24 protein-coding genes are annotated in these 23,022 nt (G+C 69.5%); 13 read left to right on the top strand and 11 right to left on the bottom strand.

What is annotated here, in order from left to right:
• The first annotated feature begins 74 nt into the window (after positions 1–74).
• Positions 75–1,460, top strand: coding sequence for a 13E12 repeat family protein (locus tag A5704_RS02450; protein WP_369807446.1), 1,386 nt, complete (start codon positions 75–77; stop codon positions 1,458–1,460).
• A 40-nt stretch (positions 1,461–1,500) separates the two neighbouring features.
• On the top strand, positions 1,501–2,106 hold the full coding sequence (locus tag A5704_RS02445; protein WP_067760297.1) for a class I SAM-dependent methyltransferase: 606 nt from the start codon (positions 1,501–1,503) through the stop codon (positions 2,104–2,106).
• Here A5704_RS02445 and A5704_RS02440 read toward each other — a convergent pair.
• Positions 2,103–2,975 carry an SDR family NAD(P)-dependent oxidoreductase gene (locus tag A5704_RS02440; RefSeq protein WP_067887229.1) on the bottom strand — a complete coding sequence of 291 codons (873 nt, stop codon included), beginning with the start codon at positions 2,973–2,975 and terminating at the stop codon, positions 2,103–2,105. The two genes, A5704_RS02445 and A5704_RS02440, sit on opposite strands and share 4 nt — an antisense overlap.
• Positions 2,972–3,574, bottom strand: coding sequence for a TetR/AcrR family transcriptional regulator (locus A5704_RS02435; RefSeq protein ID WP_067761046.1), 603 nt, complete (start codon positions 3,572–3,574; stop codon positions 2,972–2,974). Before A5704_RS02435 ends, A5704_RS02440 begins: the two co-directional genes overlap by 4 nt.
• Positions 3,575–3,662: 88 nt before the next feature.
• Here A5704_RS02435 and A5704_RS02430 point away from each other — a divergent pair, with 88 nt between their 5' ends.
• The 3 genes from A5704_RS02430 (at position 3,663) to A5704_RS02420 (ending at position 7,380) form a co-directional block, all read left to right on the top strand.
• Complete coding sequence (locus A5704_RS02430; RefSeq protein WP_067887246.1) at positions 3,663–4,799, top strand: phosphotransferase family protein; 1,137 nt, start codon at positions 3,663–3,665, stop codon at positions 4,797–4,799.
• Entirely contained in the window at positions 4,799–5,914 is a 1,116-nt protein-coding gene (locus A5704_RS02425) for a hypothetical protein (protein WP_067781924.1), read from the top strand. The genes A5704_RS02430 and A5704_RS02425 overlap by 1 nt, the downstream gene beginning before the upstream one ends.
• Before the next feature lie 119 nt (positions 5,915–6,033).
• Entirely contained in the window at positions 6,034–7,380 is a 1,347-nt protein-coding gene (locus A5704_RS02420; protein WP_067887226.1) for a flavin monoamine oxidase family protein, read from the top strand.
• On the opposite strand, the gene A5704_RS02415 is transcribed toward A5704_RS02420, so the two are convergent.
• Positions 7,375–8,331: an alpha/beta fold hydrolase gene (locus A5704_RS02415; protein WP_067887223.1), complete on the bottom strand. Its 957-nt coding sequence runs from the start codon at positions 8,329–8,331 to the stop codon at positions 7,375–7,377. The two genes, A5704_RS02420 and A5704_RS02415, sit on opposite strands and share 6 nt — an antisense overlap.
• 132 nt (positions 8,332–8,463) lie before the next feature.
• Here A5704_RS02415 and A5704_RS02410 point away from each other — a divergent pair, with 132 nt between their 5' ends.
• Positions 8,464–9,822 (top strand): NAD(P)/FAD-dependent oxidoreductase, encoded by a 1,359-nt coding sequence (locus tag A5704_RS02410; protein WP_067761165.1) that lies wholly within the window; start codon positions 8,464–8,466, stop codon positions 9,820–9,822.
• Here A5704_RS02410 and A5704_RS02405 read toward each other — a convergent pair.
• The 3 genes from A5704_RS02405 to A5704_RS02395 all read right to left on the bottom strand — a co-directional run bounded on the left by A5704_RS02405 (position 9,819) and on the right by A5704_RS02395 (position 12,938).
• The gene (locus A5704_RS02405; protein WP_197499052.1) at positions 9,819–10,241 is read right to left on the bottom strand and encodes an STAS domain-containing protein; all 423 of its coding nucleotides are present in this window, start codon (positions 10,239–10,241) and stop codon (positions 9,819–9,821) included. The two genes, A5704_RS02410 and A5704_RS02405, sit on opposite strands and share 4 nt — an antisense overlap.
• Positions 10,242–10,628: 387 nt before the next feature.
• Positions 10,629–11,615, bottom strand: coding sequence for a helix-turn-helix transcriptional regulator (locus A5704_RS02400; protein WP_231968732.1), 987 nt, complete (start codon positions 11,613–11,615; stop codon positions 10,629–10,631).
• Between the two features lie 141 nt (positions 11,616–11,756).
• Complete coding sequence (locus A5704_RS02395) at positions 11,757–12,938, bottom strand: glycosyltransferase (RefSeq protein WP_067761055.1); 1,182 nt, start codon at positions 12,936–12,938, stop codon at positions 11,757–11,759.
• A 174-nt stretch (positions 12,939–13,112) separates the two neighbouring features.
• On the opposite strand from A5704_RS02395, the gene A5704_RS02390 reads away from it, so the two are divergent.
• Positions 13,113–13,979 carry a chemotaxis protein CheB gene (locus tag A5704_RS02390; protein WP_082950252.1) on the top strand — a complete coding sequence of 289 codons (867 nt, stop codon included), beginning with the start codon at positions 13,113–13,115 and terminating at the stop codon, positions 13,977–13,979.
• A 5-nt stretch (positions 13,980–13,984) separates the two neighbouring features.
• Here A5704_RS02390 and A5704_RS02385 read toward each other — a convergent pair whose 3' ends face one another.
• Genes A5704_RS02385 through A5704_RS02375 form a run of 3 tightly spaced genes read right to left on the bottom strand, consistent with a single transcriptional unit; the run spans position 13,985 to position 17,634 of the window.
• Positions 13,985–15,826 (bottom strand): CheR family methyltransferase, encoded by a 1,842-nt coding sequence (locus A5704_RS02385; RefSeq protein ID WP_067761056.1) that lies wholly within the window; start codon positions 15,824–15,826, stop codon positions 13,985–13,987.
• A 55-nt stretch (positions 15,827–15,881) separates the two neighbouring features.
• Positions 15,882–16,640, bottom strand: a complete 759-nt coding sequence (locus A5704_RS02380) for an STAS domain-containing protein (protein ID WP_067761057.1) — start codon at positions 16,638–16,640, stop codon at positions 15,882–15,884.
• A complete protein-coding gene (locus A5704_RS02375; RefSeq protein ID WP_067761058.1) occupies positions 16,627–17,634 on the bottom strand; it encodes a chemotaxis protein CheB in 1,008 nt (335 codons plus the stop codon). The genes A5704_RS02380 and A5704_RS02375 overlap by 14 nt, the downstream gene beginning before the upstream one ends.
• Before the next feature lie 154 nt (positions 17,635–17,788).
• On the opposite strand from A5704_RS02375, the gene A5704_RS02370 reads away from it, so the two are divergent.
• Positions 17,789–18,046: a Rho termination factor gene (locus A5704_RS02370; protein ID WP_067761060.1), complete on the top strand. Its 258-nt coding sequence runs from the start codon at positions 17,789–17,791 to the stop codon at positions 18,044–18,046.
• Here the strand turns inward: A5704_RS02370 and A5704_RS02365 are convergent.
• On the bottom strand, positions 18,040–18,615 hold the full coding sequence (locus tag A5704_RS02365; RefSeq protein ID WP_067887217.1) for a nucleotidyltransferase family protein: 576 nt from the start codon (positions 18,613–18,615) through the stop codon (positions 18,040–18,042). The two genes, A5704_RS02370 and A5704_RS02365, sit on opposite strands and share 7 nt — an antisense overlap.
• 104 nt (positions 18,616–18,719) lie before the next feature.
• Between A5704_RS02365 and A5704_RS02360 the strand changes: the two genes are divergently transcribed.
• From A5704_RS02360 to A5704_RS02340, 5 genes are all read left to right on the top strand, one after another.
• Entirely contained in the window at positions 18,720–19,445 is a 726-nt protein-coding gene (locus tag A5704_RS02360; RefSeq protein WP_067761066.1) for a glycosyltransferase family 2 protein, read from the top strand.
• Positions 19,442–20,383, top strand: a complete 942-nt coding sequence (locus A5704_RS02355; RefSeq protein WP_067761068.1) for an acyl-CoA dehydrogenase — start codon at positions 19,442–19,444, stop codon at positions 20,381–20,383. The genes A5704_RS02360 and A5704_RS02355 overlap by 4 nt, the downstream gene beginning before the upstream one ends.
• 7 nt (positions 20,384–20,390) lie before the next feature.
• A complete protein-coding gene (locus A5704_RS02350) occupies positions 20,391–21,164 on the top strand; it encodes a PIG-L deacetylase family protein (RefSeq protein WP_067761071.1) in 774 nt (257 codons plus the stop codon).
• Positions 21,161–21,787 carry a cyclopropane-fatty-acyl-phospholipid synthase family protein gene (locus A5704_RS02345; protein ID WP_231968728.1) on the top strand — a complete coding sequence of 209 codons (627 nt, stop codon included), beginning with the start codon at positions 21,161–21,163 and terminating at the stop codon, positions 21,785–21,787. The genes A5704_RS02350 and A5704_RS02345 overlap by 4 nt, the downstream gene beginning before the upstream one ends.
• A gap of 66 nt (positions 21,788–21,853) precedes the next feature.
• Positions 21,854–22,618 carry an endonuclease/exonuclease/phosphatase family protein gene (locus tag A5704_RS02340; protein ID WP_067761073.1) on the top strand — a complete coding sequence of 255 codons (765 nt, stop codon included), beginning with the start codon at positions 21,854–21,856 and terminating at the stop codon, positions 22,616–22,618.
• Positions 22,619–22,630: 12 nt separating this feature from the next.
• Here the strand turns inward: A5704_RS02340 and A5704_RS02335 are convergent, their stop codons facing one another.
• Positions 22,631–22,906: a DUF3349 domain-containing protein gene (locus A5704_RS02335; RefSeq protein WP_067887214.1), complete on the bottom strand. Its 276-nt coding sequence runs from the start codon at positions 22,904–22,906 to the stop codon at positions 22,631–22,633.
• Positions 22,907–23,022: the final 116 nt, after the last annotated feature.

Here is a 23,022-nt window from a genome sequence, read left to right as displayed (position 1 = left end):
ATCCATCCACAGATCTCGGTTAGGCGGCGATCATTCGAATACATGTTCGATAGCGTGGGGGGATGAGTCTTCGGATGGGCGCCGAACAGGCACGGGAGCGAATTGGCGCCGCTCTCGACGCGATCGACGCCGCCCACGACGCGCTGCGGGTGGTGTCCTCGGATGTCGTCGGCAACGAATTCCGGCTCGAGGTGGCCGAACGGCTGGAGACCCAGGAGCGCACCAACCGGGGGCTGATGTACCGGTTCTTCGCCGAAATCGCCGACCCGCCCGACGGTGGCGGGTTCGTGCCGGCGGTCCGCGACAAGCTGTGGGCGCGGCTGCGCATCACGCCCAACGAGATCACCCGCCGGTTCCGGCTCGGGGCCCGAATCCGCCCGCGGCGCTCGCTGACCGGGCCGCCCGTGCCCCCGGAGCTCCCGGAACTGGCGGCCGCGGTGGCGGCGGGTGCGGTCGGCGAGGACCACATTCGCGCGATCTGCGCGGCCGTGGACGTGCTCCCCGCGCGCGTGTCGCCCCTGGATGTGGCGGACGCCGAGCACACGCTGGTGCGGCATGCGACCAAACTCGACGCCGGGATCGTCGCCAAGCTCGGCCGGCGGATCGCCGACCACCTCAATCCCGACGGCCTCTTCAACGACGAGGATCGGGCCCGCCGCCGCCGATTGCACCTGGGCCCGCAGGGGCCCGACGGCATGTCGCGGCTGTCCGGGCTGCTCGACCCCGAGGCCCGCGCCTATTTCGAAGCCGTCGAAGGGGCCGTGCGGCCCGGACGCCACCAACCGGACTCGGCCGCCAACGACCCGGATGTGCGCGATCGGCGCACACCGGCGCAACGCTGCCATGACGCGTTCAAATGGGGCCTCGAAACCGCCGTCGCCTCCGGCGAGCTCGGGACGCACCGCGGCCACCCGGTCACGGTGGTCGTCACGACCACGTTGGCCGAACTCGACCGCGCCGCACACGCGGTCGTCGACTCGTCGGTTCCGATGCCCGGGCCGGCCCGAACGGGCGGCGATTCGAGACTGCCGATGCCAGACCTGATCCGGATGGCAGCCAAGGGGATTCACTATCTGGCGGTGTTCGACCAGCACACCAGCCGGCCGCTCTACCTGGGCCGCCAGAAACGCCTCGCCACCGCCGACCAGAGGCTCGTCTGCTACGCCCGCGACCGCGGTTGCACGCGGCCCGACTGCCTCGAACCCGGCTACCGCTGCGAAGTACACCACTGCCCGGACTGGGCGGACGGCGGCCAAACCGACGCGGACAAATTGTTCTTCGCCTGCGGTTGCCACCACGCCGCGGCGAGCCGGGACGAATGGCGCACCGAGGTCACCGACGACGGGCGGCTCGGCTGGACGGAGGGCAACGGGCCACCAGAGGTGAACCACGCTCACCATCCGGACGAGCTCTTGCGCGGCGACCCCGACCCACCGGAGGGACCCGAGTCGGGCGACTGAGCTGCTCGCCAAGCGGGACCCCCGGTGAGACACTCAGCGGGTGCCGCCGCATCGCGATGTCGCAGCGTTCGACGAACGCGCCGCCGGCTACGACCGTGGCTGGCGCGGCCGGCTGCACCACGAAATCGCCGATCGCACCGCGCACCTGGCCGTCGCGACCGTCACCGCTCCGGAGTACGTGCTCGACGTCGGATGCGGAACGGGCTACCTGTTGCGACTGCTGGCCCGCCGCTACCCGAACGCCAAACACCTCAGCGGGATCGACGCCGCCCCGCAGATGGTCGCCGTCGCAAGGACTCTCGCCCGCGACCCGCGGTTGAGCTTCAACCGCGGGGTGGCCGAAGAGATCAACTATGCCGACCGCGTCTTCGATCTGGTCGTCAGCACCACGTCATTCGATCACTGGTCCGACCAGCTGGCCGGGCTGACGGAGTGCGCGCGGGTGCTGCGGCCCGGCGGGCGCCTGGTGCTCGTCGACCAGTTCTCGCTGTGGCTGCTGCCGACCCTCGCCATCGGCCGTCGCGGCAAGGCCCGGACCCGGCGCCGCGCCGAACGCCTGCTGCTGCAGGCCGGATTCCGGTCCCCGAAATGGCAGCGCCTGCACGCCGTGATCATCAACGCCGTCACGGCGACCAAGCCCGCCTAGTCGAGCTGGAAAGGCCGGAAGCTGCCGTCGAGCACCTGCAGATGGCCGATGGTGCGCCCCGTGACCTTCTCCGGATCGACCAACGCCAATTCAACTGCCGCCCGGGCGAATTCGTCCGCCGCGGCGGTCTCATCGAAGTCGCGGGCGTAGTAGGCCAGCCCGGGAGTGAGGATCGGTTTCGACGGCGACAGGGCGTTGACCGCGATGTGGTGATCGGCCAGATCGTAAGCCGCGCACTGGGTCAGGTGCTCGAGCGCCGCCTTGGACCCGCCGTACCCCGGCAGCACCCCGCCGCCGCGGTCCGGATAAGGCCCGTCGCCGGGGATCCTCGACGCGACCGAGGTGATGTTGATGATCGCCCCGCCACCCGCTTCGATCATGTCGGGGCAGACCAGCTGCATCAGTTCGTAGGCGGCGAAGACGGCGATCTCGAAATGCCTGCGGTACGCGGAAAGCGGGATGCTGACGAACCCGGGCCACCCGGGTTTGGCGGCGCCGCTCGCCGACTTGACGGACTTGGCGCGCTGTCCGGCGCCGGGCGTCGGCGGGCGTCCGGGAGCGGTGAAGGCCGCATTGTTGACCAGAATCGTGATGGGGCCCAATGCTTCTCGTGCGCTGGTGACCAACCGGGCGATGTCGTCCCGGTCGGTCAGGTCGGCGCGGACCGCGACGGCGCGCCCGCCCGCCGCCTCGATGTCGGCGACCGTCTCGCCGATGGTGCCGGGCAGCCGCTCGTCCCACACCTGCTCGGTGCGCCCGGCCACCGCCACGGCGGCGCCGTCGGCCGCCAGGGCCAGTGCGATCGCCCGGCCCAGCCCGCGGCTGCCGCCCGTGACGATCGCGGTCCGCCCCGACAGGCGCCCCGTCATCGCGTCACCCCGTGCACCACGATGGCGGTCGTCTGCTCCACCCACGCATCGTCGAGCTCGTCCTCCGGGCGCAGCAGCATGCGCAGCATCGTCGCGCCTCCGATCAGCTCGATCAACCGGTCCGGGTCGACGTCGGGATGGGCTTCGCCCCGGTCGACCGCGTCACTCAGCCGCACCCGCACCGTCGCGAACAGGTCCGCGAAGCGGGACATCACCCGCGCGTTCAGCGCGGGATCGGCCGTCATATCGGCGACCAGCCCGGGCAGGGCGGCGCGGACGACCGGGGTGGTGAAGACGTCGCGGGTGGCCTCGATCATCATGCGGACGTCGGCGGCGAAATCCCCGGCCGGCGCCTCCAGCGCGGTCGGCGCCACCGGGAAGGCCGCCTCGTGCACCAACTCGGCCTTGCTCGACCACCGCCGGTACAGCGCGGATTTCGTGGTTCCCGCACGCTCGGCGACCGCCGCCAGGCTCAGGTTTGAATAGCCCATTTGGACAAGCAGTTCCGCGGTGGCCGATAGGATGGCCGAGTCGATACGCGGGTCCCGCGGGCGGCCGGCGCCGGGGGCCTTGTCAATGTCGGACGGGTCTGCTTTCATAACGCTACCTACCGTATCGTAATTGCCGAGCCCAGGTCTCAAAGGGAACGTCTCAAAGAGAACGAAGTCTCACAGAATGGAGGCACCCGTGGCCAACGAACCCGTGCTCGACAAGGTCGACCGACTTCAGCGCTCCAGCCGCGACGTCACGACGCTACCCGCCGTCATGTCGCAATGGCTGTCGACCGTCCTACCCGCCGGTGCGAACCCGGAGGTCACCGTCGAAAGCGGCGTCGACTCGACGGGGATGTCCTCGGAAACGATCATCCTGACCGCCCGCTGGCAGCAGGACGGCGAGCCTGTCGAGCAGAAGCTGGTGACCCGGGTCGCCCCCGCCCCCGAAGATGTGCAGGTCTTCCCCACCTATCGGCTTGACCACCAATTCGAGGTGATCCGAAAGGTCGGCGAAATCACCGACGTCCCGGTCCCGCCGGTGCGCTGGCTCGAGCCCACCGGCGAGGTGCTGGGCACGCCCTTTTTCGTCATGGACTACGTCGACGGGGTGGTGCCGCCCGACGTCATGCCCTACACGTTCGGCAACAACTGGTTCGCCGACGCCCCCGCCGAACGCCAGCGCGAACTGCAGGACGCGACCGTCGGGGTGCTGGCCAAGTTGCATTCAATCCCGGACGCCCAGAACACCTTTGGCTTCCTGTCCGACGGGCAAAACGGCGACACCGCGCTGCGCCGGCACTTCAACTGGGTGCGGTCCTGGTACGACTTCGCGGTGCCCGACATCGGCACCTCACCGCTGCTGGAGCGGACCTTCGCCTGGCTGGAGGAGCACTGGCCGGCCGAACAGGCCAGCCGCGAGCCCGTACTGCTCTGGGGCGACGCCCGGGTAGGCAACGTGCTTTACCGCGACTTCTCCCCGGTGGCGGTGCTGGACTGGGAAATGGTCACGCTCGGACCGCGCGAGCTCGACGTGGCGTGGATGATCTACGCCCACATGGTTTTTCAAGAATTGACCGGCCTGGCCGGGCTGCCCGGACTGCCGGAGGTGATGCGTGAGGAAGACGTCCGCGCCACCTACCAGCGGCTGACCGGCGTGGAGGTCGGCGACCTGCGCTGGTTCTACGTCTACTCGGGTGTCATGTGGGCCTGCGTGTTCATGCGCACCGGCGCGCGCCGGGTGCACTTCGGCGAAACAGAGAAGCCCGACGATGTCGAATCGCTGTTCTACCACGCCGGATTGATGAGGCGTTTGATCGGAGAGGATCAGTAATGCTCGGACCGCTCGACGAGTTCCCCGTACATCAGATCCCGCAGCCGATCGCGTGGCCGGGCTCCTCGGACCGCAACTTCTACGACCGCTCCTACTTCAACGCCCACGACCGCACGGGAGACATCTTCGTCATCAGCGGCATCGGCTACTACCCCAACCTCGGTGTCAAGGACGCGTTCTTCCTCGTCCGGCGCGGGGACACCCAGACCGCGGTGCACCTGTCCGACGCGATCGACCAGGACCGGCTGAACCAGAAGGTCAACGGTTATCGGATCGAGGTCGTCGAGCCGCTGCACAAGCTGCGGCTGGTCCTTGACGAAACCGAGGGCATCGCGGCCGATCTCACCTGGGAGGGGCTGTTCGACGTCGTGCAGGAGCAGCCGCACCTGATGCGGTCCGGCAACCGGGTGACCCTGGACGCCCAGCGGTTCGCCCAGCTGGGCAGCTGGAGCGGTCGCATCGCCGTCGACGGCGAGGAGATCGCCGTCGACCCCGCGACCTGGCTCGGCAGCCGCGACCGGTCCTGGGGCATCAGGCCGATCGGCGAACCGGAGCCCGCCGGGCGACCCGCGGACCCGCCGTTCGAGGGCATGTGGTGGCTCTACGTGCCGATGGCGTTCGAGGAGTTCGCCATCGTGCTCATCATCCAGGAAGCGCCCGACGGCTTCCGCTCGCTCAACGATTGCACCCGGATCTGGCGCGACGGCCGCGTCGAGCAGCTGGGCTGGCCGCGGGTGAAGATCCACTACCGGTCCGGCACCCGCATCCCGACCGGGGCGACGATCGACGCCACCGCCCCCGACGGCACGCCGGTCCACTTCGACGTGGAGTCCAAGCTGCCGGTGCCCATCCACGTCGGCGGCGGCTACGGCGGCGACTCGGACTGGCTGCACGGCACGTGGAAGGGTGAGAAGTTCGTCGAACGGTTGACCTACGACATGACCGACCCGGGGATCGTCGCGCGGTCGGGTTTCGGCGTCATCGACCACGTCGGCCGGGCGGTGTGCCGCGACGGCGAGCGCGAGCCGGTGGAGGGTTGGGGACTCTACGAGCACGGCGCGCTGGGCCGCCACGACCCGTCGGGATTCGCCGACTGGCTGACGGTCGCCCCCTAGGCAGCCCGCGAACGTCGACTTGTCGGAGATTTTCGGGCCATCTCGCGCAACAAGTCGACGTTCGTGGGTGTCGGGCATTCGCCCTACGAAATCGCAAGAATTGCGGTTGACTGTTCCCCGTGCCAAATCCGCCGTGGATCGTCGACGTTGTCGTGGTCGGTGCAGGATTCGCGGGGCTTGCCGCGGCGCGCGAGCTGGCCCGCCAGGGTCATGACGTCGTGGTCTTCGAAGGCCGCGACCGCGTCGGCGGTCGGTCCTTCACCGGCAGCGTGGCCGGGTTGCCCGCCGATCTGGGCGGCACTTTTGTCGGACCCACCCAGGACGCGGTGTTGGCGTTGGCCGCCGAGCTCGACGTCCCGACCACTCCTACCCATCACGACGGCAAGAACGTCATCCATTGGCGCGGCTGGACGCACTCTTACCGCGGCACCATTCCCAAACTCTCGCTGACCGGGCTGCTCGACATCGGCCGATTGCGTTGGCAATTCGACCGGATCGCCCGCAGCATCCCGGTGGACGCCCCGTGGGACGCGCGCCGGGCGTCCGAGCTCGACGACGTCTCGCTCGGCGGCTGGCTGCGCTCGGTGCATGCCACCGCGTCGTCGCGTGACCTGCTGGCGATCGTGTCCCGGGTGACCTGGGGGTGCGAGCCCGACGACGTCTCGATGCTGCACGCGGCCCGCTACACGCACGCCGCCGGCGGCCTGGACCGGCTGCTCGACGTCGAAAACGGCGCCCAGCAGGACCGTTTTCCGGGCGGCACCCAGCAGATCGCCGAGGCGGCGGCGGCCGAGCTGGGCACCCGCGTGGTGCTGGGCGCGCCGGTCCGCCGCATCGACCGGCACGGCGCGGGGGTCACGGTCACCACCGACGTCGGCCAGGCCGAGGCCGGATTCGTGGTGGTCGCGGTCCCGCCCGCCCACCGCGCGTCGATCGAGTTCGCTCCCCCACTGCCCGCCGAGTATCACCAACTCGCGCGGCATTGGCCGCAGGGCCAGCTCAGCAAGGCCTATGCGGCCTATTCCACACCCTTCTGGCGGGCCGACGGCTTCTCCGGGCAGGCGCTGTCCGACACCGGACCGGTGTTCATCACCTTCGACGTCAGTCCGCATGCGGACGGGCCCGGCATCCTGATGGGGTTCGTCGACGCGCGCGAGTTCGACGAGCTGGCCCCCGAGCAACGTCGGCACGCGGCGTTGAGCGGCTTCGCCAGGTTGTTCGGCGACGACGCGCTCAAACCGCTCGACTACGTCGACCACCGTTGGGGCGCAGAGCAGTTCGCGCCCGGCGGTCCCACCGCGGCGGTTCCTCCGGGTTCGTGGACCCGATTCGGGCCGTTCCTGCGCGAGCCCGTCGGCCCGATTCACTGGGCCGGCACCGAGACGGCGGACGAATGGACGGGATTCCTCGACGGCGCCGTGCGGTCCGGCCAGCGGGCGGCCGCCGAGATCACCGCCCTGTTATGAACTGATCCGCACGTCCGGGGTCACCGATTCGGCGAGCGCCCGCAAATGCCGATTCACCTCGCGCGGGTGTTCCAGCATCGAGCAGTGGCCGCCGGGCAGCTCGACCAGGCCGACGACGTTGGGCGCCGTGCCCGCGATCCGGCGGGCCTGGCTGATCGGGGTCAGCCGGTCGCGTTCGCTGCCGATGACCAGCGTCGGGACCGTCAAACCGTCCAGCTCCAGGTAGCGCGACCCCAAGGCGGCGACCAGCATCCTGGCGCAGCCGGCGCGCCCCGCGGGTGACGTCTGTTCGAAGAACTGGTGCACGATCCTGGCGATGCCCGGGTCGGCCTCCTTGCCCACCGCCAGCATGCCGACCAGATAGCGGCTCGGAATCCGGGCGGCGGTCGGGATCGGGAACCCGCCGAACGCGTGGATCAGCGCGCGGGCGGCGGCGACTCGCGCGGGTGACAGCCCGTGCGGCACCGACAGCAATTGCACCTTGCGGACCAGATCCCCGGTGGTGGTGTTGATCAGCGCGACGGCGTCCGCGCGGCGGCGAACCATGTGCCGGTACCGCGCCGACCACGCGGCGATGGTGATGCCACCCATCGAATGCCCGGCCAGCACGGCGCGCTCGTGCGGCGCCAGCGTCGCATCCAGCACCGAATTCAGATCGGAGGCAAGGTGTTTCAGGCTGTAGCCGTCGCGGCGGGGCATACCGCTGCGCCCATGGCCGCGGTGGTCGAAGGCGATCACGCGGTAGTCGTTGGCCAGGTCCGCGATCTGGTATGCCCAGGCCCGGATGGCGCACGTGATGCCGTGCGTCAGGACGATGGGGTAGCCGTCGGCGGGCCCGAAGACCTCGGCGTGCAGGCGGGTGCCGTCGGTGGCCCGGACGCTCACGGTCTGGCTGGGGGGCAACACGTCGGGATAGGGGTCGATCACGCGAGCCGATCGCCGAGCACTCATCGCCGCTCCCCCATTCAACTCGGCCTCGTCGCCGCAGTTAAGGACTGTCGCAAGTTTATCCCCCACGTCCGTTCGGATTCGGTAAATCCGGCAAACCGTTTCTCGTATGAGACGCTAACACCCGTGTACCCGATGTCCCGTCGGGAATTCATCGCGGCGACCACCGGTGTGGTGGGCGGCGGACTGATGGCCGCGTGCGCCCCACGGCGTCCGCCGCCCGCGCGGCCGCCCCCACCGGACACCCGGTCGATCCTTGTCGTCGGGGCCGGGATGGCCGGCCTGTCCGCCGCTCGTGTCCTCGCCGACGCGGGATGGCCGGTGCGGGTGATCGAGGCCCGCGACCGCATCGGCGGCCGCATCCACACCGACCGCGATTGGGGCGCACCGCTGGAGATGGGAGCGTCGTGGATCCACGGCACGGCGGACAACCCGTTGCTGGAGCTGGCGCGGCGGGCGCAGGCTCAGCTGGTCACGACCGACTATTACGGCTGGGCCAAGCTGGTCGTCGATCCCAAACTCCCACCGCTGGACTATGACCCGACGCCGTGGCGCGCGTTCGTGGAGCGGGCGCGTTACCAAGTCGACGCTGGCAGCCTGGCGGCCGCCGTCAACGCGGCGGCCGTCTCCGAGGGCCTTTCGGCCGCGGACCGCGCCCAGCTGGCCTTCTACCTGACCACCGAGATCGAGGACGAATTCGCCGCCGACGCGGATCAACTGTCCACCATCACTTTTGACGAGGGCGATTACACCGGCGGCGATCAGGACGTCATCACGAACGGCTATGACGCGCTGCCGAGGCTCCTCGCCGGCGGGCTTCAGGTCGAGTTGAACACACCGGTGACCGGAATCGCGCAGCGCGACGACTCCGTCACCGTTCGCGCGAAAGATCGGTCGTTCCAGGGCCCCGCCGTGATCGTCACCGTCCCGCTCGGCGTGCTGAAAGCCCGTGCCATTACGTTCGATCCGCCCTTGCCGAGCCGCCACAGCCACGCGGTGGACGCCCTGGGGTTCGGGGTGCTGTCCAAGAGTTTCTTCCGCTTCGACCGGCGCGGCTGGACGGTGGACAACGCCTTCTATCAGTACCTCGCCGCCGACAGCGGCACGTGGGCGCAATGGTTCACGCTGCCCGCCGCCGCGGGGCCAATCGTGTTGGCGTTCAACGCCGGCGGGCGCGGCCGGGCCGTGGAGTCCTCGGCCCCACAGGATCTGATCGCCACCGCGAGGCCCATCACCCGCCGCCTGTTCGGCGACGCCGCGCCCGTGGAGGTCAAGACATCGGATTGGAGCGCCGACCCGTATGCGCGCGGAGCCTACTCCTTTCATGCGCCCGGCTCCGGCCTCGACGACCGGCGCCGGTTGCAAGAACCGGTCGGCGACCGGCTTTATCTGGCCGGGGAGGCGGTCGGCGTCAACAACCCGGCGACGGTGCACGGCGCCATGGCCAGCGGTCGCTACGCCGCTGACCAGTTGATGCGCCGATTGGGCCGCTAGGACGCGAGCCCGCGGAGTCGCGTCGCCGTGTCGTGCTGCGGCTCGTGCTGCCGGGCCGGGCCCGATACCAGCCGCCGGCGGGCCGTGGTCGCGCCTTCGATGTGCGCCAGGGCGGCATCGACCGAGTCGGCAATGGGCAGGCAGTGTTCGGGCAGCACCCGCGTGAGCCGGCGCAGCGCCGCGCCGCTGACGATGCAGCAGCGCAGCTGGGCTTGCCGATGCTCCTCGTTGAGGGCGAGCAGCGCTCGAAGGCCCGAACCGGCAAGGAAATCCAGGCCGGTGAGGTCGAGGACAAGCGGGGCCCTGAGCCGAGAAAAGCGCCGAATCGCCTCGGCGATCAGGTCCGTGTTGGCCGCATCGATTTCTCCCTCGACGCGTAAGACCGTGGCGGTGCTGCGGGCGTGAACGTGGATTTGCACTCCGGCGCAATCGATTTGGTAGCGGCTACGGGGCTCCCCGAGCAGCTCGGGCGTATGTCGATCGGGTGTACGTAGATCGGGTGAAGCAGTCATGTGAATGTGCGCCCTTCAGGCTTGATAAGGCAGGGCGAGCGACGACGGTGTCCGTTTGGCGCCCGTTGATAACGGCAGCTGGGGACTCAACCTGACCCAAGCCTACCGGCAATGGCGACCGGCGGTGCTCATAACCGGCCACCCGCCCTCGGCCGCGCGACCCGGATTCGCCTTCAACCAGGCGTTTTCACCTACGGCTCGCCGTGCGAAAAACATCGTTCGGCGCGTCGGCTTGGGACCTGGCGATTCAAAGCGGACCGCGGATCTGACCTGCGGCTCAGCGGCGTGTCGCGATCACGACCCCGCGGTCAGGTGCCGGAGGGTGGTGTGCGGGCTCTGACCGTAGGTCTGCCGGTACAGCACCGCGAATCGGCCGGTGTGCGCGAAACCCCATCGCTGGGCGATCTCCGTGACGGTGGCGTGGGATGGCGTGGCGGCCAATAAGTCTTGATGGGCCCGGCTGAGGCGGACGCGGCGGATGTATTCCGTTGGGGTGCTGCCGAGTTGGCGGCGGAAGAGGTATTGCACCGCCCTGGGCGTGAGGTGCACCGCGGCCGCGACGTCGTTGATGCTGACGTCCCCGCCGGCGTGTCGATGGATGAAAGCCACTGCTTCCTTGAGGGTTTCGGGCAGTGCGGGCTCATTGGCCAGGTCCAGCTCCGTGACGTTGGACGGGTAACATTCCAGCAGCGCGCCGGCCAGCAACGGGGCCAGCCCCGCGACCACGAGTGGCTGGTCAGCTGTGTCCGGTCCGGCCAGGGTCAAGGCGACGTAATCCAGCGCCCGGTGCCACGCCCGCACGGCGGCGCGCGAACGCGGGCGCCAATCCGAAAAATGAATCTGCCGGGCTGGCGGGGCACCCCAGTCCGCGGCGACCTTGTGCAGCACGTCGGCGGCCAGGCTGACCACATCGAACCGGGCGCCGTTGCACTGCAACACGCACGGCATGCCTTGGGCGACCAGCACCGGGAAATCCACCGTCGCGGGCGGCCCCCCGGCGACGCTCATCGAGCCCCCGCGGGGCTGGATCACGATGATGCTTTCGGAGGCCACAATCTCCAGCGAGACGCGGCCCTGGATCATCACGTCGTCGACCGTCGCGGCGCCCGCTTCGCACCGCCGATGGGAGACGGCCGACCGGCTCGTGAGTCCGGCGATGCGCCAGGCGGGGTGGTAGGCGCCGGCCAGGAACTGCCGCGCGGCCCGCGGATCGACGGTGCGGAACTGGTCGCGCCGAAGTGCCGAGCCCGGATCCCGGGCTTGCCGCACAGCATCGCCCATGCGGCTGGGGTCGGTTTGGTCCGTAACGGGCAGTCGGCCGACCGCGCCGGCCACCTCACCGGGGCCGGTGTTGTCGGTAACGCTCGTCAAGGCGGTCATAGTCGGCGCTCCCCCAGGGTGTTGCGCGCTGCCCTCATTGCATCACCGGATGCCCGATGACTGCAAGCGTTGCGGCATCCAAGTTGTGGAACCCGCCCGTTGGTAGATGTTAAGGCAGTCGAGCGCGATCCGGTCCCAGGCATATCGAGACAGCGCACGACTGCGACCGGCAGAACCCATGCTCATACACTGAAACCTCTGCGCGAGAAGGCTTCTCAACGCGGCTGGCAACTGGGTGGGAGTTTCCGGGCGCAGCACGAGGCCGGTGACGTTGTCCACCACGGCGTCCCTGAGCACGCCGACGCCGTAGGCCACCACCACCACGCCGCAGGCCATCGCCTGTAGCACCGCGGTGGCGCGTGGAGGTTGTCGCGGGGTGCAGGCGACCACATCGGCGGACCGCAGCAGCATCGCCAGTCGATCGCCGGAAACGGTGCCCGCAAACCGGACCCGGTCGGACACCCCCAACCCGGCGCCGAGAAGTTGTAGTTTGAGCCGCGCCTCGTCGCACTCACGATTCGAGGCTTCCGTCTCCGCCAGCACCAGTTCCGTGCCCGGGACCCTGGCCAGCGCCCTGATGACAATGTCGAAGCCGTTGCACGGCTTGGGGTTCGGCGCAAGGCACACAATGCGATGCAGGTCGGTGCGGGCCTGCGCCGGGCCGCTCGAGTTGTATCGCTCGACGTCCACCCCGCTTGTCAAAGCGGATACGCGGGCCCGGCTGCGGCGCAGCCTGGCGAGCGCGTCGACGTCGTCGGAGCTCTCACCGGTGACCCAGTTGGCGCTGCGAGCCAACAGCGGTTCGACGCGGAGCCGTTCGCCCTCCGCCGGCGCGCCCATGGGCGAGGGCGCCGCGCCCGCGGTGGCCAGGCCCAGGAAACTCTGGACGGCCGGCACCCCTTGGCGCCGTGCGGCCAGCTGGGCGGCCAAACCGCCCAGCCACCCGTACGCGTGCACGACGTCGGGCGCCTCAGCGGACCACTCGTCTGCGAGCGCCCCCGCCCAGTCGCCGACGTAGGGCAGCACGTCCAGGTCCGAATTCGTCGACCGCGGCCCGACGGAGATCGACACTGTGCGGTGGCCGCAAGTTCCGATCCCCGCGGGCCGCCGTCGGTTCTGCCGGACGAACCTGGTGACGGCATTTCCGCGGGCCGCCAGTGCGGCGGACAGTTCCTGCGGGTCGTCACCGACAATGTCGTCGCCGCTGACGATCGCAATCCTCACTTCAACCCCGTTGCGTCGCCCATGGCGTGATGGCGTACCCGGCCCCATACCGGCGAAACCGTGGCGGCGCGGGGCTTCGCCTGAAGCGCCGCCGTTTCGCATGGCGGATAGCCGCGGTGGGGCGGGATCGTTCGCCGGACTGTGGTGTGGTCGTCGATTTGGAAGACTGAAAGGGTGGCCAGCGACCCGCATCGGCCCGCCGTCGAACTGGTAGTCCTGTTGTCGTCGGCGGGGGGGTTGGACGCGCTCTCGACGGTCCTCGGTGATCTGCCGGGCGATTTCCCGGCCGCCATCGTCGTGCAGCAGCACCTCGGCGCCCACGACAGCGTCCTCCCGGCGATCCTTCGGCGGCAGACCGCACAGCAAGTCTGTTGGGCCCACGACGGGCGGCCCCTTTGCCCGGGTCAGGCGGTGGTCTGTCCGCCGGGGATGCACCTTGAACTGACGCCGGACGGCTGCTGTCGCCTGCGCCCGATCAGGGATCTGGGCGTGCGCCGCTTCGACGTGCTGCTGCGGTCGGTCGCCGCCTCGTACGGACCGCGCAGCGTCGCGGTGGTGTTGTCGGGCTCCGGGCAGGACGGGGCCGCGGGTACCTCCGCGATGAAGCGGGCCGGCGCCATCGTCATCGCGGAGAGTCCGGAGACGGCCCTGTACACGTCGATGCCCGTGGCGGCGGCGCGCGCCGGCGCCGACCTCGTGCTGCCGATCCACCAGATCGGCCGCGTGCTGACCGGCATCGTCGAGGGAGCGCCGCTGCCCGAACCGCCGCCGCACCACGGTGGCGACCGGTGCGGGGCGGAGGACGTCGGCGAACTGCCCGAACTCCGGCGCAGCGACCTGGTGAACACCGCGGCGGGCCGGGCCGACCTGGCGCGCGAACGCGCCGAAGAGCTCAGCCGTCGACGCAGGGACCTATCCGCCGGACTCGGCGCCACCACCGAATCGGTGGCGATGGCGCGACGCAGGGCCGCGGAGTCGCGGCGGCGCGCGCAGTTGGCGCACCAGGCGGCCGAGGAAGCGGCCGCGCGGTGGGGCCACTGACGCGGCTAGCTCACGACCTCCATGAGCAACAGGGCGCCCCCGACCGTGCCCTCACCCGACCGGAACGACGTGCACGTGACGCGCACCCGGGTCGGGCGCCCCCGGCGGTTGATCGCGTCGACTTCCGTCTCACCGGAACTGTCGGCGTCGACGAACGCATTGCCGATCAAGGACCGCACGCTGTCCAGGGGCAGGCCGATGTCCAGGGCGGTCAGCCGGGTTCCCACCGCCTCCTCGGACCGCAGGCCCCACAGCTCTTCGCACCCGCGGTTCCACAGGATCACCTTCATCTCGCGATCCACCACCACCATGCCCATCTGGACCGAGTCGACCAGCGAATCGAGGAAGACCTTCGCCTCGTCGAGTTCGAGGCTGCGTTCCCGCAACATGTCGTTGATGGTGTGCAGTTCGTCGTTGGTGGACTGCAGCTCCTCGTTCATCGTCTCGAGCTCTTCGTTGGTGGACTGCAGCTCCTCGTTGGTGGTCTCCAATTCCTCCACGGTGGACTGCAATTCCTCGTTGGTGGTCTCCAGTTCCTCGTTGGTGGACTGCAACTCCTCGTACGCCACTTCCAGCTGGCGATTGGTCTGGACCACCTTGTCCAGCAGCGCGCGCGTCGCGCTGACGTCGAAGAACACGATCGACACGCCCAGCAGCCCGTTCTCGGCGTCGACCAGCGGATTGACGTGGATCTCGAACCAAACGGTCTCGGCGCCCGGTCGCTGCCACTTGACGTCTTGGATGCGCGCCGAGCGCCGCTCCACCTTGGCCTGCTCCAGATAGGCGCGCAGCTCGACCGGGCGGTAGGAGACTTCGAGGTCGCGCAGCAGCCGGCCGATGTCGCGGGCCGAGAGCCCGAACAGCGCCTCGGCCTGCTGGTTGATCATCGCGACGGTGTCCTCGCCGGTGATCACGATCTGGGCCACCGGGCTGGCGCGGAAAGCCAAGTCACGCACCGTCGTCAGGCCCGTGAGGTCGACGTTGCGTTCGTAGAACGCACCGGCGGGGTCGTAGCGCTCGACCCCGCTGTGGCTTCCGACCGCCTTGCGGAAGATGCGGTGCTTGAGGTTCAGCGGCGTGAACCGGTCGCCGTGGCTGAGCAACATCTCGGCGTGCCCGAGGAACAGCGTGCCCTGCGGTGCGAGCGCAAAGTGCAAGCGGCCCAGGACGTTTCGCTGAGTCTCGGCGTTGAGGTACATGAGCGTATTGCGGCACACCAGCAGGTCGACGCGGGAGATGGGCGCATCCTTGACCAGATCGTTGCGGCCGAAGATCACCGCGCGGCGCAACTCCTTCTGAAACACGTAGCGGCCGTTGACCTGTTCGAAATAGCGCGCCAGGAGATCGGGCGGCACCGACTCGACGGCCTTGGCGTCATAGGACGCCGCCCGCGCCTCGGTCAGCGCGTCCTCATCGATGTCGGTGGCGTAGATCTTGACCCGTTGCCGGAAACCCTCGGCGCCCAGCGCCTCGGCCAGCAGCATGGCCAGCGTGTAGGCCTCCTCGCCGGAGGCGCATCCCGCGCTCCACACCCGAATCGGATCGCCGGGACCACGCTCGGCCAGCATCCGCGGAATGACCTCGGAAGCGATGTACTCCCACGCGTCCGGGTCGCGAAAGAAGGCGGTGACGTTGATCAGGATGGTGTTGAACAGGGCCGCGAATTCGTCCGAACTGGCCTGCAGAAAGTCGAGGTATTCCTCGAATGTGCTGTAGCCCGCCTGATCCATTCGGTGGCGGACCCGGCGCATCAGCGACGTGCGCTTGTACCCCGTGAAGTCGAAGCCCCGCGAATCGCGCATGTAGCGCAGCAGGGCCTCGAAAGCCTCGTCAGTCGTGCCGTCCATTCAAGTCCCGTCCGCATCGAGCCTGGCCGAAGGACTTGAACACTACTCGCGGTCGTCAGAATCGATCGTCGTGACCGACCATCGCCCAGACGGTCTTGCCGGACGAGGTGGGGGTGGCGCCCCACGTCCGGCACAGCGCGGAAACGATGGCCAGACCGGACACGGTTTCCGCGCCGCGCCGGCCGTCCTCGTGCCGGACCGGCAACTGGTCGCTGGCGTCCTGTACGGCGACGGTGACGGCCTCGCGATGGCTTTCGACGATTAGCACCGGGGCACTCTCGGTGTGGTGGAGCACGTTTTCGATGAAGACGGTGGCCACGGTGGTCGCGATGGGAATCACCGCGCGCCGGTCCCATTCGGTGAGCCAGTCGGTGACGACGGTTCGGGCCATCCCCAGGGTGCCGTCCGAACGGGGCAGCTCGGTGCGCGCGCGGCGCCTGATCTGCAGCGCCCGGCCGCGCACGGCATCCAGCGCCAGCTCGCGGCTCGCGTGGACGGGCACGTAGCGGGCCACCCCGACCCCGATGATCGCCCGCCGGACGGACGGTTCCGCGGACACGAGCAGGATGGGTACGTCGGGCCAGGTGCTGACGTGCCAGCGAGCGCTGGTGAAAACGGTCCAGGCAGAGGCCGTCGGCACGGTGAGCCGGTCGACGTCGACGATGACCGCGCGGGGCTCGTCCAGCGCGGCCTTGATCACGATGTCGCGCAGGCCGCGATACGTGGAGCTGTCCAGCACGCCGTCCGCCACCAGGATCGGCATGTCCTGTTGTTCTTCGGCGGCGATGCGGATGGCCGACTCAGTCACCGCCATCACCGCCGTGCGGAGCGGTGGCCGACAACCGGTCGCTGAGCACCGCCAGCGCCCGTTCGGTTTCTTCGGCGAGGCCGCTGTAACGCATCTTCAGGGGACCGGGTCCAGCCTTGTCCGCCAATTGCCGCGCCAATCGGGCCTTCTCCTGCAGGCTGCGCAGCGCCACCCACAGCGCGCCGTCGACCTCGGTGTCCCGCGCGGCCAGCAGCGCGTCGGCCGTCCAGGCGTGCCCCACCTGGCAGCGGAAGTTGCCTTCGCTGATGGACACCAGGGAGCCGTTGCAGTCCGGGCAGGTGTACCCGGACGGGGTGCCGAGCTGTTGGGTGTCGAAGTCGGTCGAAAACCGCGACATCATGGCGATCCGGTTTTCGAGCTCCATCGCGGCGTCGCGTTCCATGTTGGGGTCCTTGGTCTTCTGGTGCGACAGCTCTTTGAGGACCGCGCCGATGTCGGCGGCCGCCGCATCATGATCCAGCACGCCGGCGTCGCGCGCGTTGGCCGGCATGGCGGGGAACAACGCGTCGTCGGGTGATTGGCCGATGGTGGTACCGCCGCGGGACCGAATGGCACCCAGGCCGAGCACACCGTCGTCGAGCACGCCCGAGAGCACGACTCCGATCGCGCGGGGCCCGAATGCCAGGGCGACCGAGCGGAACAGCGCGTTGATCGCCGGCCGGTGCCCGTTCTCGGTCGGGCCCTGCGAGAGGACCACGCGGTGGTCGGCAGCCAGCAGATGTCGATCGGGCGGGGCGACGTAAATTCGCGCGGGTTCGAGTTTGGCGCCGTCCTCCGCGGTGACGGCCGGCAACGGCCCGCTGCGGTCGACGATGCGAGCCAACACGCTCGGCGCGCCGGCGGGAATGTGCAGGGTCACCAGGTAGGCGTACGGCACATCGGCGGACAAACCCGCCGCCAGCTTCGACAGCGCCTCCACTCCCCCCGCGGAGGCGCCGATCGCCACCACGCCACGCAAGCCGCCGGATTCGTCAGTCATCACTTTCGACTACCCGCATCAATAGTAGGTATTCAACTCCGCAGTAGGTATTCAACTCCGCGCGGGATAGCTGTCGGGGATTCGCAGACCTGGGTTTTCACCGCGGCCGCGGCGGGCACCCTGAGTTGTCTGGTCGCGGACAGGAGGGTGAATCATGCCGAACTCGTCGATCAAGAACGAAAAGTTGTACAAGGACCTGCGCAAGCAGGGTGACTCCAAGGAAAAGGCGGCCCGCATCTCCAACGCGGCCGCCGCGCGGGGCAAGTCCTCGGTTTCGCGCAAGGGCGGGAAGTCCGGGTCGTATCAGGACTGGACCGTCCCACAGTTGAGGAAGCGGGCGAAAGAGCTTGGCATGTCAGGGTATTCGAACCTGACGAAGGACAAGCTGGTAGCCAAGCTGCGCAATCACTGAGTGAGGCCGAGCCGCTCGGCCAGCACCAGGAAGGCGACCGCGTAATCGTTGCCGGCGGTGCGCGCCCGGATCCGCTCCCAGTCCAGCTGCTCGCGGACGGCGCGCACGGCCGGCAGCAGCCTGGCGAAGTCGCAGTAGTGCTCGCCCAGGGCGCGAAGTTGCTGGACGAGCACCATCGTCGGCGGTAGCACGGGCATCCTGACGGCGAGCACGTCGTGCTGCTCGGCGCAGTCCAGCGTGGACGACTCCACCCGCACGCCGTTGAGGCGGTGCAGCACATCCACCACCGTGTCGCCGGTGCGCGCCTTGAAAAGCCAATCCTCCGGGGGACGCTCGATGGCGAAGCCCGCATTGCGCAGCGTCGCGACGGCGTCCTCCACGTCCGACTCGGCCACCACCAGGTCCACGTCATGGGTGGGCTCCGGCGCACCGTAGGCCCACAACGCGTAGCTGCCCGCCAGCGCGAAGCGGGGGCCGTTCTCCTTCAGCGCCGACGCGGCGCCGCGCAGCGCTTCCCGCAGCTGCATGCTGGAAGCGGGTGCGTCGACGTGGGTCTCGATCGGTCCCATGGTGCCCAAGTCATACCCGGCCGACGGCCAGTGCAACCTGCGCTAACGCGGCCGGAGATTGGTAAGCCCGTTTAATCTGCCCCCAATTGGGAAAATCTTTCGAGGTGTCAACCGCTTGGCTCGGCGCCTACGAAGCCGCCGCCGTCGTAATCCCCGCCTGCAACGAGCGGGCGAAGCTGCCGGCCTGCCTGCGCGCCGTCCTCACCGCCGCCCTGTGCGCCCCCATCCCGGTCACCGTCGTTGTGGTGCTTGACGACTGCGACGACGGCAGTGCCGAGTTGGCCGGCGAGTACGGGCCCGATGTGCACTTCATCAGCGTCGAGGCGCACAACGTCGGCACGGCGCGGGCGGTCGGGTTCGGTTACGCGCGGTCGCTGGTCGGGGACCCCGACCGGTGCTGGTACGCCACCACCGATGCGGATAGCAGAGTCGACCCCGACTGGCTGGTGCACCAACTCCGGGCGCGGGCCGACATGGTGCTGGGCGTGGTGCGAGTCACCGACTGGCGCCACCACGGCGCCGAAGTCGTCAACCGCTATTTGCAGTCCTACCAAGCGAACCCGCTTTACCGGCGCGACCAACACGACCACATACACGGCGCCAACATGGGTTTCAGCGCACGGGCCTACTGGCGCGTCGGCGGCTTTCGCACGCTCGCCTCCGGCGAGGATTCCGACCTGGTCGAGCGGTTCGAGGCCGCCGGCTACCGCGTTCACCGCGACACCGAACTCTCCGTCATCACGTCGGCGCGAACCCAGGCTCGGGCGCCACACGGGTTCGCTCACCACCTCAGGCAACTGGGGAGATCGGCGGCGGGTGATTGCGCGTGACGGCGGGACTGGTCAGGCATTGGCTGGAGTCGGAACGACTCGAGCTCCCACTGCCCGCCTCCGGGCGCACCGCCGAGCGCTGGCAACGGCTCTCGTCGCTGGCCGAAGAGAACATCGTGGCGGCCAGGGTCGCCGAAGCGCACGTCGATGCGGTCGCGATTCTTCACGAGTTGGGCGGTAAGCCACCGGAATCCGGCCAACTGTGGGGAGTTTGGGCCGCGGAGTCCCCGGACGCGGTGCTCACCGCCACCGACACCCACGGTGCATTCACACTCGCGGGCACCAAGGTGTGGTGCTCGGGCGCCGGGTTCTGCACCCACGCTCTGGTGACCGCCCGGCTGGAGGACGGCACGCGGGGGTTGTTCGCCGTCCAGGTGACTGACGGGAGCGTGAAACCGCTGCCCAGCACCTGGTGGAACGCCGGCATGGCCGGCAGCGATACGCGGCCCGTGCAGTTCACCAACACCCACGCCGTCGCGGTCGGCGACCCCGGCGACTACCTGGACCGGCCCGGGTTCTGGCACGGCGCGATCGGGGTGGCCGCCTGTTGGCTCGGGGGCGCACGCCGCGTCGCAGATCCGCTATACCGTTGCGCTAAGAGCGAATCCGCCGATGCCTATTCGCTGGCCCATCTCGGCGCCGTCGACGCCGCGCTGGCCGCCGGCGACGCGATGCTGGCCGCCGCGGCGGCGCAGGTCGACGCCGACCCGTTCGACCGTACCGGCACCGCTCAACTGCTGGCCCGTCGCGTGCGCACGGTGGTGGAGCACGCGGTCGATGAAGCCATCACCCGCACCGGCCGCGCCTTGGGCCCGGGGCCACTCTGCCAGGATGGTCGGCACGCCCAACGGGTCGCCGACCTGAGCATCTACATTCGGCAAAGCCACGCCGAGCGCGACCTCGCCGAGCTCGGGCGGCTCGCGGGCAGCCAGCGTTGAGGACGCCGTGAGGACCGCGCCGATCAGCAACAGCGCCAGGTTCGCGGCCAAGCCGCTGACCTCCGGCGGCACCCCAGCACCCCTGTGGCTAGCCGCGTTTGAGCGCGCTCCCCTGCCCGCGCTCGACCTCGCCGGATGCCGACGCCTGATCGTCGTGGCGGCCCACCCCGATGACGAAACCTTCGGCCTGGGCGCGACCATCGCACACTTGGCGGCGGCGGGGGTCGACGTCCGGGTGGTGTCGGTCAGCGACGGCGGTGCCGCCCAGCCGGGCGCGACGCTGTCCGGCCGGATTCGGCTGTCCACCACCCGTCGATACGAACTCCGCAGGGCCACAAGTATTTTGGGTTCCGCTCCGCCGGTCCGGCTAGGATTGCCCGACGGCGAGCTGGCCAACCACCAGGATCGGCTCACCGAGGCGTTGGTGGGGATATTGCGGACGGCGGGCCCCGACACCTGGTGCGCCGCCACCTGGCGAGGCGATGGACATCCGGACCACGAAGCCGTGGGCCGCGCGGCCGTGGCGGCATGCGTGCGCACCGGCGTCGCGTTGCTGGAATATCCGGTCTGGATGTGGCACTGGGCCGCTCCGGCCGACCCCGCGGTGCCGTGGGACCGCGCCAGATCGGTTCCCGCCCCGGGTTGGGCCGTCAACCGCAAACGCCAAGCGGCGCAGTGCTATCGGAGTCAGTTGCGGCCCGGTCGCGGTGAAACACCACCCGTCTTGCCGCCGTTCGTCCTGCAGCGCCTGCTCACCGTGGGGGAAGTGGTCTTCCGGTGACCACGCGGCTGCCCGACGCCTACTTCGACCGGATGTACGTCGGCACCGACGATCCCTGGCAGCTCTCGACGCGGTGGTACGAGCAACGCAAGTACGCGATCACCCTGGCGCTGTTGCCAGCCCTCCGGTATCGGCACGCCTTCGAGCCGGGCTGCTCCATCGGCACGTTGACCGCGCGGCTGGCGGAGCGCTGCGACCACGTGACGGCCGTCGACGTCGCCGATGCCGCGCTTCGCGGCGCCGACGCCCGCCTGCGGCGGGCCGGCTGTCGCGACAGGGTGACGCTGACCCGGTCGTCGCTGGACGCGGCGTGGCCCGCGGGGCCGTTCGACCTGGTGGTACTCAGCGAGGTCGCCTACTACCTGGCGCCTGAAACACTCACCGCGGTGCTGCGTCGCGAATTTCCCCGGCTGGAGCGCGGCGCAATGATCCTCGCCGCGCATTGGCGTCACGACGTGACCGACTACCCACTCACCGGCGACGCGGCCCACGCCGTCATCGCGGGGACACCCGGGCTGACGTCGCTGGGCCGCTACCAGGATCACGATGTCGTCATCGAGGCGTTCGACACCGGCGACGGAAGGTCGGTGGCAGGACGCGAAGGGGTGCCGGGCGTGCGCTGAATCCGCCGCCGACGCATGACAGTGCGACCCCGAGAGTGGCTAGGAGAAATGGGTAGGAGAAACCCTATGCGCGTGGCGACCTTCAACATCCTGCACGGCCGCACCGTCGGCGACGGGGTGGAGGTGCAACGGCTGCGGGACTGCGTGCGCCGGCTCGATCCCGACGTGCTCAGCCTGCAAGAGGTCGACTGCGATCAGCCGCGGTCCGAGCGGGCCGATCTCACCGCGGTGGCGGCCGAGGCGATGGGCGCCGTGGAGCACCGGTTCGTGGCCGCGATCTCCGGCACGCCCGGGGCGACGTGGATGGCCGCGACGGGTCGAGAACAGCCCGGGACCGCCGCCTACGGCATCGCGCTGCTGTCGCGGTACCCGGTGACCAGCTGGCAGGTGGTGCGGCTGCCCCGCATTCCGATGCGCTTTCCCATGTACCTGCCTGGTCCCAACCGGGTGATGGTCGTCGACGAGGAGCCCAGGGCGGCGGTCATCGCACGGATGCGCACCCCGATGGGCGAGCTGACGGTAGCCAACACCCACCTGTCTTTCGTGCCCGGCTGGAATCGGCGTCAGCTGCGCCGGCTGGTGCACGACCTGCGCGGCTTCCCGGGCCCGCGGCTGCTGACCGGGGACCTCAACATGACACCCAAGACCGTGCGGCGCTGGTCGGGCATGCGGGCGCTGGCGGCCGCGGCGACGTTCCCCGCGCACGCCCCCGACCGCCAGTTGGATCACATCCTGACCGACGATCGCGGACTGCGTGGCAAGGCCGTTACGGCCGAGCCGATGAACATCTCCGATCACCGGCCGCTGGTCGTCGACCTCGTGCATTCGTGAATCGCCGGCCGGTTATCCCATCGCGCTGAGCCGGCGCTTGACGCGCGCGATCTCGTCTACCGAGGGCAGCGCGTCGGTGACCCGGGTGATTTCCACCCCGACGTCCACATTGGAGATCGAACGACACGTCGGGACCAGCAGTTTCGTCGCGATGGTGGCGACCTCGTCGTCGGACACCCGGCGCGGCAGCAGCGCCAGCACCGGCGAGTGGCCGAGGGCGGGGGCACCGTCCGGGTAGCCCGCGCGCAGGAACGCGACGATGCTCAAGACGCGATCGCTCAGGCCCATGTTCCACCTCGTTCATCCGGTCGTAGCCAGGAATAACCGGCCCGCGCGGTTTGAAACCCGGCACGCCCGCGAAAGCGAAAAAGGGGCCCGGCCCCTAGACGGAACCGGACCCCTTC

It is taken from the genome of Mycobacterium sp. E735 (assembly GCF_001666955.1).
In the GTDB taxonomy this organism is placed as follows: domain Bacteria; phylum Actinomycetota; class Actinomycetes; order Mycobacteriales; family Mycobacteriaceae; genus Mycobacterium.
The sequence above is the reverse complement of the archived record's forward strand: the minus strand, read 5'-3'. Positions and strand labels throughout refer to the sequence as shown.